Below are 14171 nucleotides of genomic sequence, written 5' to 3' on the forward strand. Positions count from 1 at the left end.
GGGGCCCCGGGCGGGCCCGGGGCCCCGGGCGGGCACGGGCCCCGGGCGGGAGCGGGCCCCGGGCGGGTGTGGGCGCGGGGCCGGGTCAGCCCCGGCCGGGGGCGTACGGTGCGGGGGCCGTCCCCGCGGCGTCGGCGCCCACGCCCCCGTCCGCGTCCCTCTTCCCGGCCGCGCCGCCGTCGTCGCCGCCGGGCGCCGCCAGGTCCCGCACCAGCAGGGTGGCCCCGGCGACGGCGCCGGGCATCAGGAACACCGCGACGAACGGGACGAGGAAGGCCAGCCCCAGCGGCACGCCGAAGCCGAGGACCAGCAGGCGGCGGCCGCGCAGCAGGGCGAGCCGGTCCTTCAGCGCCATGCCGCGCCGCTGGAGGGCGACGGCGGTGAGCTCCTCGGCGAGGAAGTAGCCGGTGACGCAGAAGCCGATCGCCGGGACGACGGTCTGCCCGACCACCGGCAGGAACCCGAGGGCGAACAGCAGCAGCGAGTACAGCCCCACCCGGACCAGGACCCGGACGCTGTCGACGGCCGAGATCCACAGCTCCCGCCACAGCGGAAGGCCCGACTCGGGGACGTCGCCGCCCTCCGCCCGGTCGACCTCCTCGGACAGCGACTCGTAGAAGGGCTGGCCGATCAGCAGGGTCACGGCGGTGAACGTGATCACGGCGAGGAAGAGCCCGAGGGCGAAGACCAGCACGGTCAGGGTGGTGCGGAGCAGCCCGGACCAGGGCGAGGACCAGCCGTCGGCGAACGGGGTCGCCCATGCCGCCAGGTCGTCGGCGCCGTAGCCGAGGCCGACGAGCGCCGCCGCGTACAGGATCAGGGTGATGAGGCCGGGCAGCAGCCCGAAGCCGAACCAGCGGCCGTGCCGGCCGACCCAACGCTGCCCCGCCACCAGGTAACGGAGGCCCGCCCCGAGATCACGCATGGCGTCAGCGTACTGGCGACGGGGCGGGCCCCGGACACGGCCCGGCGGCGGGCCGGCGGGCCGGCTCCGGGAACGAACCGGGGGCCGCATCCCCGCGCGCGGATGCGGCCCCCGGTTCGTTCCGTACGGCGGGTGGGCGGGGTCAGGCGACCGACAGCTCCACCTTGATGTTGCCGCGCGTGGCGTTCGAGTACGGGCACACCTGGTGGGCCTTCTCGACGAGCGAACGCGCCGTCGCCTCGTCCACGTTCGGGATGGAGGCGCTGATCGCGACCTCCAGCCCGAAGCCGCCCTCGGGGGTCTTGCCGATGGAGACCGCCGCGGTCACCGTGGAGCCGGAGACGTCGGCCTTCTCCTGCCGCGCCACGACGCCGAGCGCGCCCTGGAAGCAGGCGCTGTACCCGGCGGCGAAGAGCTGCTCCGGGTTGGTGCCCGCGCCGCTTCCGCCCATGGACTTCGGCGGGTTGACGACGACGTCGAGGTTGCCGTCGTCGGACGAGACCCGGCCGTCCCGGCCGTTCTCGGCGGTGGCGACGGCGGTGTAGAGCACATTGACGTCCGAAATGGTCATGCTGAGGATTCCTCCTGCTGTACGCCGCGACTCGCGCCCGTGATCGCGGCGGCCTGGACCGAGCCTATCGGGTGACGGGGGCGCCCGGTGCTCCCGTCAGACGAGGGAGACGATCATCTTTCCGGTGTTCTCGCCGTGCAGCAGGCCGAGGAAGGCGTCGAAGCCGTTCTCGATGCCCTCGACGAAGGTCTCGCGGTACTTCAGCTCGCCCGAGGCCAGCCAGCCGGCCACCTCCTCGACGAACCGCGGCTGGAGCTCGTCGTGATCGCGCACGAGCATGCCCTGGATGCGCAGCCGCTTGCCGATGATCAGGGCGAGGTTGCGCGGGGCCGGGGTCGGCTCGGTGGCGTTGTACTGGGCGATCATGCCGCAGGCGGTGATCCGGCCGTGCACGTGGAGCGAGGAGATCGCCGCCTCCAGATGCTCGCCGCCGACGTTGTCGAAGTAGACGTCGATGCCGTCGGGGGCGGCGTGGCGCAGCTGCTCGGCGACCGGGCCGTTCTTGTAGTTGAAGGCCGCGTCGAAGCCGTACTCGTCCAGCAGCAGCGCGACCTTCTCGTCGGAGCCGGCCGAGCCGATGACCCGCGAGGCGCCCCTGATCCTCGCCATCTGCCCGACCTGGCTGCCCACCGCCCCGGCCGCGCCGGACACGAACACGGCGTCGCCCTCCTTGAACGAGGCGACCTCGAAGAGCCCCGCGTACGCGGTGAGGCCGGGCATGCCGAGCACGCCGAGGTAGGCGGGGAGCGGGGCCAGCGAGGCGTCGACCTTCACCGCGTGCTTCGCCGGGACCTCCGCGTACTCCCGCCAGCCGAGGCCGTGCAGCACATGGTCGCCGACGGCGAGGCCCGGCGCGTTCGAGGCGACGACCTCACCGACCGCGCCGCCGTCCATCGGCCGGTCGAGCGCGAAGGGCGGGGTGTACGACTTCACGTCGTTCATCCGGCCGCGCATATAGGGATCGACCGAGAAGTACAGGTTGCGCACGAGGACGCGACCCTCGCCGGGGGCGGCGACCGGCGCCTCGCGCAGCGCGAGGTCCTCGGCCTTCGGCCAGCCGTGGGGACGGGCGACGAGGTGCCATTCGCGGCTGGTGGGGGGAAGTGCTGCGGACATGGGCTCGGAATCTCCTCAATGCCTCACGGGGTGGGGAAGCTTCGTTCCGGGGAGGGTCCGCCCCCGGGAAACGGAAATACTTCAGGACCTGAAACAACCATGCTCCTAAATATTTCAGGTTGTCAAGCAACCGGCTATCCTGGACCCCATGGCGACCCCCCGTTCAGACCCGCTGACCCTCGAAGTCGTCGAGCTCATCGGTACCGTCGTGGCGCGTTACTACGAGGAGTACGACGAGGCCGCGGCGGCCCATTCGCTCACCGGCGCCCAGGCGCGCGTCCTGGGGCTGCTCGCCCTGGAGCCGATGCCGATGCGGCGGATCGCGCAGAAGCTGAAGTGCGAGCCGTCGAACGTCACCGGCATCGTCGACCGGCTGGAGTCGCGGGGCCTGGTGGAGCGACGGCCGGATCCCGCCGACCGCCGGGTGAAGCTGGCCGCCCCGACGGAGAAGGGCGTGCGCACGGCGGAGCGGCTGCGCGCCGCGCTCACCTTCGCTCGGGAGCCGCTGGCCGAGCTCTCGGACGCGGACCGGCGGACGCTGCGGGACCTGCTGCGGCGGATGCTGGCGGAGCCGGGGGACCATTGACTCCATGAACACGCCGCCGTTCGGTCCCCGCGACTTCCAGCTCGTCCTGCTGCGCCGGATGGCCGACCACCAGCCCGGTCTGGTCGAGGAGGCGCGGCGGGAGCTGGGCGCCTCGGCGGCCGAGATGCGGGAGGCGAACCGCCGCTGGCAGGCCATGGTCCGGGCGCCCCGGGGGCGGGGCGCGCTGCGCCGTTACCGTTCGGTGCTGGGCGAGCCCGAGTCGGCGGCGGCCCGCACGGTCGGGGACCTGGAGTGCGAGGCGCTGCGGTGGCCGGTGCCGCTCTGGCCGGATCTGCGGTTCGAGGTGATGGTCGCGCCGGGCGGGGCCGTCTGGAACGAGTGGCTGGTCAGGGCGGCGGGCGCGCCCGGCCCCGAACTGCGGGCCGTCGAGGAGCTGCGCCCCTGGTCGGCGACGGTGGACGAGGTGGCCCGGGCCTTCCCGCCGGCCCGCCCGATGGAGGGCGGGGCGCCGACCCGGTGGGCGCTGGAGATCACCGCGCCCGGCACCGGGGAGCAGCGCGTCGCGGAGTTCTCCTGGGGGCTGTTCCAGCGACTGCTGCCCGGGTGAGCCCGGCCGCCGCGCGCCGCGCCGTCACTCCATCGGTCCCGTACCCCCTACGGCTCACCACGACGCGCGGCATGACTCCGAACGGCGCACGATGCGAGAGAGCCGGTGGCCGCCGGCGTACGTCCGCGCTCCCGGGAGAACCCGCCGTGACCGTCAGCCTTGAGCAGTTGCGCCGTTGCCATGTCGCCGTCGACCTCGGGGCCGCCCGGACCCGCGTGTACGTGAAGGGGCTGGGGCTGGTCGTCGACGAGCCGAGTGTCGCCGCCGTGAACACCCGTACCGGTTCGCTGATCGCGGTCGGCGGGCTCGCGGAGCAGATGACGGGCCGCACCCCCGACTACATCCGGGTGACCCGTCCGGTCAGCGGCGGGACCGTCATCGACATCGAGATGGCCCAGCGGATGCTGCGTCAGCTGCTGGGCGAGAAACTGCGCCGCCAGTTGCGCCGCAAGCCCCGGCTGCGCGCCGCCGCCTGCACTCCGCACGACAGCGATCCGCTCGCCCAGCGGGCCACCGTGGAGACCCTGGTCGGGCTGGGGGCGCGGCGGGTGGAGCTGGTCGACACCCTGATCGCGGCGGCCGTGGGCTGCGGGCTTCCCGTCGAGCAGCCGACCGCCAGCATGATCATGGTGTGCGGGGCGGCGACCACTCAGATCGCGGTGCTGTCGCTGGGGTCGATCGTGACCGCCGTACGGGTGCCGGTGGGCGGCGACGCCATCGATCACGCGGTGATCCAGCATCTGCGGCAGCACCACGAGCTGATGCTGCCGAGCCAGTCCGTGCGCCCGCTCCAACTGGCGCTCAGCGAGACCGGCCTGACGGAACGCGGGCCCGAGGTGACCGAGATCCACGGCCGGGACGTGGCGACCGGGCTGGCGCGCTCGGTGCGGGTGGACACGGCCTCGATCCGGGGGGCGATCCACGCCCCACTGACCTCGGTGCTCGACGGCCTGGGCAAGGTGCTGCGCGAGTGCCCGCCCGACCTGGTGGCCGATCTCACCGAGTGCGGGATCGTGATGGTCGGCGGCAGCGCGCTGCTGCCGGGTCTGGACCAGATGCTGCGGGAGGCGACCGGTGTGCCCGTGCACATCGCGGAGCGGCCGGACGTGTGCTCGGTACTGGGGCTGGGTGCGATGCTGGACGGGAAGATCGAGCCGCTGGTTCTCGACCCGCTCGCCTGCTGAGCACCACGGGGGGTGTGCGCATGACCGAGGAGACGTCGAAGCCCGGCGCGGCGGAGCCGGGCGGGGAGGCGCGGAGCGGGGAGCCCGCGCCGCCGGAACCGGGCACGACCCCGTCGCCCCCGGGCACGACCCCGTCGCCCCCGGGCGGGACCCCGTCGTCCCCGGGCGGGAGCGCGCGGCCGGAAGGAGGCGCGGGCGCGGAAGCCGGCGCAGACGTGCAAGCGGGCGTGGGCGCGGAAGCCGGCGCAGACGTGGAAGCCGGCGCGGACCCGGAAGCCGACGCAGACGCGGAAACCGGCGCAGGCGCGGAAACCGGCGCAGGCGTGGAAGCCGGCGCGGGCGTGGAAGCCGGCGCGGGCGTGGAAGCCGGCGCGGGCGTGGAAGCCGGCGCGGGCCGGGACGCCTCGTCGTCCCCGCTGCCGGCGCTGCTGGAGGCCGTGCTGGGCGTCGGGAACGACCTCGGGCTGCGGGCCACCCTCCAGCAGATCGTGGACACCGCGACCGGCCTGACCGGGGCCCGGTACGGCGCGCTCGGCGTGCTCGACCCGGAACACGGCGCCATCTCCGAGCTGTTCACCTCCGGCATCGACGACGCCGGGCGCCGCCGCATCGGTGATCTGCCCAGCGGGCACACGGGGATGCTCGGCGTCCTCATCGACGAGCCGTGGCCGCTGCGCTCCGACGACCTGGCCGCCGACCCCCGCTCCAGCGGAGTGCCGCCCGGCCATCCGGTGATGCGTTCCTTCCTCGGGACCCCGATCCGGGTCCAGGACCAGGTGTTCGGCAACCTCTACCTCGCCGAGAAGCGCGTGGGCCGGTTCACCGACACCGACATGGCGCTGCTGCGGGTGCTGGCCTCCCGGGCCGGGACCGCGATCGGCAACGCGCGGCTGTACGAGGAGGCCCGGCAGCGGGAGCGCTGGATCGAGGGGGCGGCCGCCGTCACCACCGCCCTGCTGACCGGCGGGAACGCGGCCGACGCGCTGATGACCGTGGCCGAGGCGGCCCGGGTGCTCGCCGGCGCCGACGCCGGGGTGATCCTCCAGCCGACCGAGGAGGGCGGCATGGAGATCGTCACCGCGTCCACCCGCGACGACCCGGCCGGGATCGTCGGGGCCACCATCGAGCCGGGTTCCCCGGTGCTGGTCCAACTGCTGGGCGGGGAGCCGGTGTTCATCGACGACTCGGCGTCCGACCCGCGGATGACGACGCATGTGCGGTCCAGGTTCGGTCCCAGCATGATGCTGCCGTTGCAGAGCGGCGGACGCCTGATCGGCACCCTCGCCCTGCCCCGGCGGCGCGGCGGCCCCCCGTACACGGCCCTGGACCGGCAGCTGGCCTCGCAGTTCGCCTCGCAGGCCGCGCTCGCCCTGGTCCTGGCGGACGCGCAGCACGACCGGGAGCAGCTCGCGGTGTACGAGGACCGGGACCGGATCGCCCGCGACCTGCACGATCTCGTCGTCCAGCGGCTGTTCGCCACCGAGATGATGCTGGAGTCGACCCGGCGCAGGGCCCCGTCGCCGGAGACGGACGAGCTGCTCGACCGGGCCGTGGACGAGCTGGACTCCACCATCCAGGAGGTGCGGACGGCGATCTTCGCCCTTCAGCAGCCGCCGGCGGAGGTCCCCTCGGGCTTCCGCGGCCGGGTGCTGCGGGAGACCGGGGGCGCCGCCGCCGTCCTCGGCTTCCCGCCGTCGGTGCACTTCACCGGGGCGGTCGACGCGCTGGTGCGGGAGCCCGTGGAAGGGGAGCTGCTCGCCGCGCTGCGGGGCGCGCTCGCCGCCGCGCACCGGCGGTCCGGGGTGTCCGCGATCGAGGTGGAGGTGGACGCGACGGCCGCACGACCGGACGGGCGGCCCGCGGTGCGGCTGGCGGTGGCCGACGACGGCCGCGAGGAGGACGGCTCGCGCTCGTCGACCTTCATCTGGCAGGCGCCGCTCTGAGCGCCACCCGGGTGTTGGAGTGCGCGACCCCGGCCTCCCGCTTCAGCCTGCGCAGCAGACCGTCCAGGGCGGCGGTGTCCGCGACGGTGGCCCGTACGAGGTAGTCGTGGCCGCCGGTCACGTGCACCACCTCGGTGATGCCGGGGAGCGCGAGCACGGCCCGCTCGAACGTCTCGTTCGCCGTGTCGATCCGCAGCGTCACGTCGATGAAGACGACGAGGCCCGTACGGGTGTCGGCGGCCGGGTCGATGATCACGGTGAAGCCGCGGATCACACCGTCGCGCCGCAGCCGGCGCACCCGGTCCGCGGCGGCGTTGGCGCTGAGCCCGACCCGTGCGCCCAGGTCGCGGTACGAGATCCGGGCGTCCTCCTGGAGGAGGCCGAGGATCTCCCTGTCCAGACGGTCCATGTATGAATTGTCCCAGTTTCGCAGCATTTGCGGCTGCGGGAACGGCCCGGGGCCGCGTCGGCCGGAACCTGTCCGGGCGCGGGGCCGCGTCGACCGGAACCCCGCCTGGGCGCGGGGTCCGCGGCCCCGGGTACGCGTCCGGCGGGGCAGCGGCCCCGGAACGGCCCGGCGGCAGCCCTTAGGGTCGGGCAGATGACGCCTCTTCTGCCTCAGCCGGCCGACGCCTCCGTACGGGAGGCCGTCCGATTCGGCGCACACTCGTTGACGTACGAACGGCTGGACACCGCGTCGGCCGCGCTCGCCGCGCGTCTCGCCGACGCCGGGCGGGTCGCCGTCTGGGCCACGCCCACCGCGCGGACCGTGGTCGCCGTCGTGGCGGCGCTGCGCGCCGGGGTGCCCGCGGTGCCGCTCAACCCGAGGACCGGGACGCGCGAGCTCGGGCACATCGTGGCCGACAGCGAGCCCGGCGTGGTGCTGGCGGGGGCGGACGACGCGCTCCCGCCGGAGCTGGCCGCCCTGGTCCGCCTGGACGTCGACACCGACGCCGTCGTCCCGGGCGGCGAGGGCGACGGCGTCCTGCCGCCACCGCCCGAGCCGTCCCCCGAGTCCCCCGAGTCCCCCGCGCTGATCGTCTACACCTCCGGCACCACGGGCCCGCCCAAGGGCGCGGTGCTGCCCCGGCGGGCGATCGCCGCGTCGCTGGACGCGCTGGCGGACGCCTGGCGGTGGACCGGCGACGACGTGCTCGTCCACGCCCTGCCGCTGTTCCATGTGCACGGGCTGATCCTGGGCGTGCTCGGGCCGCTGCGCCGGGGCGGATCGGTGCGGCATCTGGGCCGGTTCTCCGCCGACGGGGTGGCCCGGGAGCTGTCGTCCGGCGGCACCATGCTCTTCGGCGTGCCGACGATGTACCACCGGCTGGCCGAGGCCCTGGACGGCTCCGGCCCCGAGGCGGCCGGACTGGCGAAGGCGCTGGCCGGGGCCCGGCTGCTGGTGTCGGGTTCGGCGGCGCTGCCGGTCCACGACCACGAGCGGATCGCGGCCGCCACCGGGTGCCGGGTGATCGAGCGCTACGGCATGACGGAGACCCTGATGAACACCGGGATCCGGGTCGACGGCGCTCCGCGCCCCGGCACGGTCGGCGCACCCCTGGCCGGGGTCGAGCTGCGGCTGGTCGAGGAGGACGGGGCCGTCCTGGCCGGGACGGGCCCGGACGTCATCGGGGAGATCCAGGTACGCGGCCCGAACCTCTTCACCGGCTACCTCAACCGGCCCGACGCCACGGCCGCAGCGCTCACCCCGGACGGCTGGTTCCGTACCGGCGACATGGCGACCCGGGACGCCGACGGCTATGTGCGGATCGTCGGACGCAAGGCCACCGACCTGATCAAGAGCGGCGGCTACAAGATCGGCGCGGGCGAGATCGAGAACGCGCTCCTCGACCACCCGGGCGTCCGCGAGGCCGCCGTCACCGGGGAGCCGGACCCGGATCTGGGCGAACGGATCGTCGCCTGGGTGGTGCCGTCCGATCCCGCCGCGCCTCCGGCCGAGGGCGAGCTCGCGGACCATGTGGCCGCCCAGCTGTCCCCGCACAAGCGGCCGCGCGTGGTCCGGTATCTGGAGGCGCTGCCCCGCAACGACCTCGGGAAGATCATGAAGCGGTCGCTGCGTCCCTGACCTCCGGCGGGCCCGGGCGGTGCGGCGGCGTCCCGCCCCGCGCCGCCGCGTACGCCCCGGGCCCCAGCCGTACCGCTGTGCCCCCATCGTGCCGACGCGTACGCCCGGGTCCGCCCCCCTGGCCCGGGCCCCCGCCGCACCACCGCACCCCGCCGCCCCGCCCCGCCCCGCCCCGCCCCCCGCCCCGCGGACGCTCCCGTACTCCCCGGGGCCTCACGGCTGCGGGTTCTTCGCGTCGTAGCGGGCGAACCCGCGCCACCGCAGCGCCAGCAGCGACACGGCGAGAACGCAGGCGATCCCTCCCCCGGTGACCGCCGCGCCCGGCGAGACCAGGTCGGAGACCGACCCGGCCAGGAAGTCGCCCAGCCTCGGGCCGCCCGCGACGACGACGATGAACACGCCCTGGAGCCGGCCGCGCATCTCGTCCGGGACCGCCGCCTGGAGCATCGTGCTCCGGAAGACCATCGAGATGGTGTCCGCGCATCCGGCGAGGCCCAGGAAGAGCAGTCCGAGCCAGAGCTGACGGGTCAGGCCGAAGACCGCGATGGCGAGGCCCCAGGAGGCGACGGCGCAGAGCACGGCGAGGCCGTGCCGGCGGACGCGCCCCAGCCAGCCGGAGAACACCCCGCCCAGCAGCGCGCCCAGTGCCGGGGCGGCGACCAGCAGGCCGGTGGTCCTCGCGTCGCCGCCGTACCAGGCCACGGCGACGACCGGGAACAGCGCCCGGGGGTGGGCCAGCACCATGGCGCACAGGTCGGTGAGGAACGTCATCCGCAGATTGGGCCGGGCCCCCAGGAAGCGCAGCCCGTCCGCGACGGACGGCCGGCCGGTGGCCGCGTCCTTGCCCCGTTCCGGCAGCATCGAGGGCAGCCGCCACATCGCGTACAGCGAGGCGGTGAAGGTGACGGCGTCGATGGTGTACGCCGCCTGGTACCCCCACCAGCCGACGACGAGACCGCCGACCATCGGCCCGACCAGGGTGCCGGTGGTGCTGGTCATGGAGCTGAGCGCGTTGGCGGCCGGCAGCTGCTCGGCCGGCAGCAGCCTGGCGATCATCGAGCTGCGGGCCGGCGAGTTGACCGCGAAGCAGGCCGCCTGGAGGACGACGACCGCGTACAGCAGCCCCACCCGCTCCACTCCCGCGACGGCGGCGACGAGCAGCACGAGGGAGAGGACGAACGATCCTGCGGCGCTGACCAGCCCCAGCTTGCGCCGGTCGACGACGTCGGCGACGGCTCCGCCGTACAGCCCGAAGACCACCAGCGGGAGGAACGAGCAGAACCCGATGAGCCCGACCGAGAAGGCGGACCCCGTGATGTCGTAGACCTGGAGCGATACGGCGAGCGCCGTCATCCCCTGCCCGATCCAGGAGACCGTGTTGCCGAACCAGAGCCGTCGGTAGTCGGGGGAGGTGCGAAGGGGCGTCAGGTCGGCGAGTATGCGGTCGCGGCGAGCGGGCTCCTCCGCCGCCGTTCCGTCTGTCGAGGCTGTTTCGGTCACAGCGGATGGTAACGACCGCCGGGCACGGCGCGGCCGGAATCCCCACTGACCGTGCTCCGTTTCCGGCCGGCCCGCAGGTCCGTGCGACCGCCCCCGCCGCGTCGTTCCGCCGGATTACGACCGCCCCGCCCGACGTCCGGTCGCGTCGTCGGGCGTTCCGCCGCCCCGCCGGGCGTCCGGTCGCGCCGTCAGGCGTCGGGCCCACGCCCCGAATCCCCACACCCCAAGTCCCCGGCCCCCGAATCTCCGGGAGCCGGCCCCCGGGAACCGGAGCGCGAACCGGCGTCGGGAGAGCCTCCGCGAAAAAGCGAGACCGACCCGCGCCGGAGCACGAGCCCGTCTCTGATCGGGAATGAGTCAGGGTTTCGGATCAACGCCAGTAGCCGTGGCCCCGTCCGTGGCCGTGACCTCGTCCGTAACCGCGGCCATGCCCGCGGCCACGTCCGTGACCGTGTCCCCTGCCCCTGTGGTCGAAGATGTCGCGGACCTTCATCTCCTCCTCCTTCCCGGAGGGTTCGACGCGCCGCTCCTTGCTTCTTCAGCGGCACTACCGACACTACGACGCCCTCTCATGACCAACAACCCATGAAGGCCCCTAAAACGCCTATGAAGTAATAAATACCGCAATTTATCGGAGAGTTGCCGGGGGTGACTCTCCGCAGACCCCTCCCCGGGGCACATCCGCTCACGACCTCGCCACCCGCGACCGCCCCCGCCGCCACTGACCCGCCGCACCAACCGGGCACACCCGCAGGCCCACTGACGGCACGGGATGTCACACCGTCAGGCACGGAGTCCCCCGCCGGCTCCCCGGGGGCGCGCCCATGACCCCCGCCCGACCCCATGACCCCCGCCCGGCCCCGCAGCCCCCACCCAGCCCCGGACCCCCGGCCCGGCCCTACGAACCCGCACCCGGGCCGCGCCGGGCCCCCTGGCGCCCCGGATACCCCCTCCCCGTACCATGGAACGGAACCGGCGACCGGCGACCGGCGGCACCCAGAAGCGGAGTCGCGGACCCAACGGCCGGTCCGGGCCGCGTCGGGCCGATCCCGGCGGAGAGCGGAGAACGGAGGGCGAGGTGACCGTGCGCCGAAGGCCCGTGCCCCGGCCGAGCCGCTGCCTGCTCGCCGTCGCGCTGCTCTTCGGCATCGTGCTGATGCACGGACTCGGCCACCCCGGCGAACACGCGGTTCCGGAACTGTCGGGCGGCCACGCCGCCATGGCGCCCCACGCCTCCGACGCGCCGATGGAGCAGCCGGTCACGGCCGAACCGCCCCACCGCACGGCACCCCCCGCACCCGCGCACGGGGCGGGGGTCACCACCCTGTGCCTCGCCGTGCTGGGCGCGGGCATCGGTCTGCTGCTGGCCGTGCGCGCCGGTCCCGGCCGTTCCGCCCGCGCCGGCGCGCCACCACCGGCGGCGAGCCGGCTCACGTACGCTCTGCGGCCGAACCCGCCGCCCGCCGCCCCCGGATCCCTCCTGACCCGGCTGTCCTCGCTGCGCATATAGGAAGCCCGGCCGCTCCTCGGCATGAGCGGAACGCTTTCTTCCTTTTTCGCGACGACCACCCCAAGGGGTTCCACAGCCATGACTGGATTCACCCGTCGTACCGTTCTCGGCGCCGGACTCGCCGCGGCCGGCGCCGGCCTGCTGACCGCCTGCTCGGACTCGATGAGCGGCATGGACCACTCCTCCGGCGGCCACGGCACGCCGTCCACCGCCGGCTACCTGACGCCCGACGGCGCGGAGGTCGCGGCGGCCGAGGCCCGCCGCCGTCCCGGACCGGAGCGGAAGGTGAGGCTCACCGCCGTCGAGACCCCGCTCGACCTCGGCGGCGGCCGCACGGTCCGCTCCTGGGCGTACGGGGACGACCTCCCCGGCAAGGAGGTCAGGGTCACCGCCGGGGACACCCTCGCGCTGACCCTCGCCAACCATCTGCCCCGGGCCACGAGCCTCCACTGGCACGGGCTCGCCCTCCGCAACGACATGGACGGGGTGCCGGGCCTCACTCAGCGCGAGATCGCGCCGGGCGCCTCCTTCGACTACCGCTTCGCCGTCGCCCACCCCGGTACGTACTGGTTCCACCCGCACTCCGGCGTCCAGCAGGACCGCGGTCTGTACGCCCCGCTCGTCGTCGAGGACCCCAAGGAGCCCCTGGCCTACGACAAGGAGTGGGTGATCGTCCTCGACGACTGGGTCGACGGCGTCGACGGCTCAACCCCGGAGGGCGTGCTCGCCGAGCTCGGCAGGGGCATGGGCGGCATGGACCACGGATCCGGCGGTTCCGGAGGCATGGACCATGGATCCGACGGCATGGATCACGGCTCGGACGGCTCCGGCGGCATGGAGGGCCACGACATGTCCCGCATGTCGCACACCTCGACGACGGCGAGGAAGGCGAAGGCGACGCCGCCCGCCGAGCCGTCCGGCCCCTCCCGGATGCTGATGGGCGCGAGCAGCGACCTGCTGGGCGGCGACGCCGGGGACGTCGGCTACCCGCACTACCTGATCAACGGGCGCAGGCCGGAGGCCCCGCAGACCTTCACCGCGAAGCCCGGCGACCGGATCAGGCTGCGGATCATCAACGCCGGCGGCGACACCGCCTTCCGGATCGCGCTCGGCGGGCACCGGTTCACCGTCACGCACACCGACGGCTTCCCCGTCCGGCAGGCGGAGGCCGACGCCCTGCTGCTCGGCATGGGCGAACGGATCGACGCCCTGGTCACCGCCGGGGACGGGGCCTTCCCGCTCACCGCGCTCGCCGAGGGCAAGAACCGCACGGCCCTGGCCGTCCTGCGCACCGGAGGCGGCGCCGCGCCCGCCGCCTCCGTCCGCCCCCGGGAGCTGAAGGGCGAGGTCCTGCACGGCGGCCGGCTGAAGGCGGACGATTCCGTGCGGCTCGACGCGAAGCGCCCGGACCGGACGATCAAGCTCAGGCTCACCGGTTCGATGGCGAAGTACGACTGGGCCATCAACGGCAAGGCGTACGACCCGGCCCGGCGCCACCCGGTCCGCGCCGGCGAGCGCGTGCGGCTGTCGTTCGTGAACACCACGACGATGTGGCACCCCATGCATCTGCACGGCCACACCTTCGCGCTCGCCGACGGCGGCGCGCGCAAGGACACCTCGATCGTGCTGCCGGGCCGGCGGCTCGACGTCGACTTCGACGCCGACAACCCCGGGCTGTGGATGGTCCACTGCCACAACGTCTACCACTCGGAATCCGGAATGATGACCGTCCTCGGCTACCTGAGGAAGTAGGCCCCGGCCGAGGCGGAGGGACGGGCGCCGCACGGTGCGCCCGCCCCTCCGCCGTGTCGTGGGACGCTCCGGGAACCGGCGTGCGCCCCACGGACCGCAAAGAAAACGTGCGCCCCACGGACCGCAAAGAAAATACGCGACCAATCCCGGCAGTGGTTTGGGATTTCTCCGCACAAACCCCTCGACGACCATCCCCCTCGTCCGGATAGAACCGCACATGCCCAAAATATTTCCCCTGGTTATGTCATGGGCATGAAATTAAGATCAGTTGCCGGACGTCGGGGGGCCAGAGGCGTCCACCGCCCCTCGGGGCGGCCACGGGAGGGGGGAGGCGATGTGCGGTGCGCCATGCCGGACCACCACGCGCCTGCCGAAGACAGCGGACCCGCGCGGCCACGGCAGGCGAATTCCGCGCCGTGCCGGCGGGTCG

12 protein-coding genes are annotated in these 14171 nt (G+C 74.2%); 7 read left to right on the forward strand and 5 right to left on the reverse strand.

Going from position 1 to position 14171, the window contains the following annotated elements:
• Window positions 1-85 precede the first annotated feature (85 nt).
• The 3 genes from WA762_RS01865 to WA762_RS01875 all read right to left on the reverse strand — a co-directional run bounded on the left by WA762_RS01865 (window position 86) and on the right by WA762_RS01875 (window position 2612).
• Window positions 86-925, reverse strand: coding sequence for an EI24 domain-containing protein (locus tag WA762_RS01865; RefSeq protein ID WP_335932216.1), 840 nt, complete (start codon window positions 923-925; stop codon window positions 86-88).
• Between the two features lie 142 nt (window positions 926-1067).
• Window positions 1068-1496 (reverse strand): organic hydroperoxide resistance protein, encoded by a 429-nt coding sequence (locus tag WA762_RS01870; RefSeq protein ID WP_335932218.1) that lies wholly within the window; start codon window positions 1494-1496, stop codon window positions 1068-1070.
• A 96-nt stretch (window positions 1497-1592) separates the two neighbouring features.
• Window positions 1593-2612, reverse strand: coding sequence for an NADP-dependent oxidoreductase (locus tag WA762_RS01875; RefSeq protein WP_335932220.1), 1020 nt, complete (start codon window positions 2610-2612; stop codon window positions 1593-1595).
• 148 nt (window positions 2613-2760) lie between these two features.
• Here WA762_RS01875 and WA762_RS01880 point away from each other — a divergent pair, with 148 nt between their 5' ends.
• The 4 genes from WA762_RS01880 to WA762_RS01895 all read left to right on the forward strand — a co-directional run bounded on the left by WA762_RS01880 (window position 2761) and on the right by WA762_RS01895 (window position 6893).
• Entirely contained in the window at window positions 2761-3198 is a 438-nt protein-coding gene (locus WA762_RS01880; protein ID WP_335932221.1) for a MarR family winged helix-turn-helix transcriptional regulator, read from the forward strand.
• A 4-nt stretch (window positions 3199-3202) separates the two neighbouring features.
• On the forward strand, window positions 3203-3766 hold the full coding sequence (locus tag WA762_RS01885) for a hypothetical protein (protein ID WP_335932224.1): 564 nt from the start codon (window positions 3203-3205) through the stop codon (window positions 3764-3766).
• Window positions 3767-3912: 146 nt separating this feature from the next.
• Window positions 3913-4950: a rod shape-determining protein gene (locus tag WA762_RS01890; protein WP_335932226.1), complete on the forward strand. Its 1038-nt coding sequence runs from the start codon at window positions 3913-3915 to the stop codon at window positions 4948-4950.
• Window positions 4951-5309: 359 nt separating this feature from the next.
• A complete protein-coding gene (locus tag WA762_RS01895) occupies window positions 5310-6893 on the forward strand; it encodes a sensor histidine kinase (RefSeq protein WP_443080491.1) in 1584 nt (527 codons plus the stop codon).
• Here the strand turns inward: WA762_RS01895 and WA762_RS01900 are convergent.
• A complete protein-coding gene (locus WA762_RS01900; protein WP_335932228.1) occupies window positions 6871-7302 on the reverse strand; it encodes an Lrp/AsnC family transcriptional regulator in 432 nt (143 codons plus the stop codon). The genes WA762_RS01895 and WA762_RS01900 overlap by 23 nt on opposite strands.
• A gap of 192 nt (window positions 7303-7494) precedes the next feature.
• Here WA762_RS01900 and WA762_RS01905 point away from each other — a divergent pair, with 192 nt between their 5' ends.
• Window positions 7495-8979: an AMP-binding protein gene (locus WA762_RS01905; RefSeq protein WP_335932230.1), complete on the forward strand. Its 1485-nt coding sequence runs from the start codon at window positions 7495-7497 to the stop codon at window positions 8977-8979.
• 213 nt (window positions 8980-9192) lie between these two features.
• Here the strand turns inward: WA762_RS01905 and WA762_RS01910 are convergent, their stop codons facing one another.
• On the reverse strand, window positions 9193-10479 hold the full coding sequence (locus WA762_RS01910; RefSeq protein ID WP_335932232.1) for an MFS transporter: 1287 nt from the start codon (window positions 10477-10479) through the stop codon (window positions 9193-9195).
• A 1078-nt stretch (window positions 10480-11557) separates the two neighbouring features.
• On the opposite strand from WA762_RS01910, the gene WA762_RS01915 reads away from it, so the two are divergent.
• Window positions 11558-11989 (forward strand): hypothetical protein, encoded by a 432-nt coding sequence (locus WA762_RS01915; RefSeq protein ID WP_335932234.1) that lies wholly within the window; start codon window positions 11558-11560, stop codon window positions 11987-11989.
• A gap of 78 nt (window positions 11990-12067) precedes the next feature.
• Window positions 12068-13741, forward strand: coding sequence for a multicopper oxidase family protein (locus WA762_RS01920; RefSeq protein WP_335932236.1), 1674 nt, complete (start codon window positions 12068-12070; stop codon window positions 13739-13741).
• The last annotated feature ends 430 nt before the right edge of the window (window positions 13742-14171 follow it).

The sequence above is a fragment of the Streptomyces tyrfis genome, assembly GCF_037034285.1.
Lineage (GTDB): Bacteria > Actinomycetota > Actinomycetes > Streptomycetales > Streptomycetaceae > Streptomyces.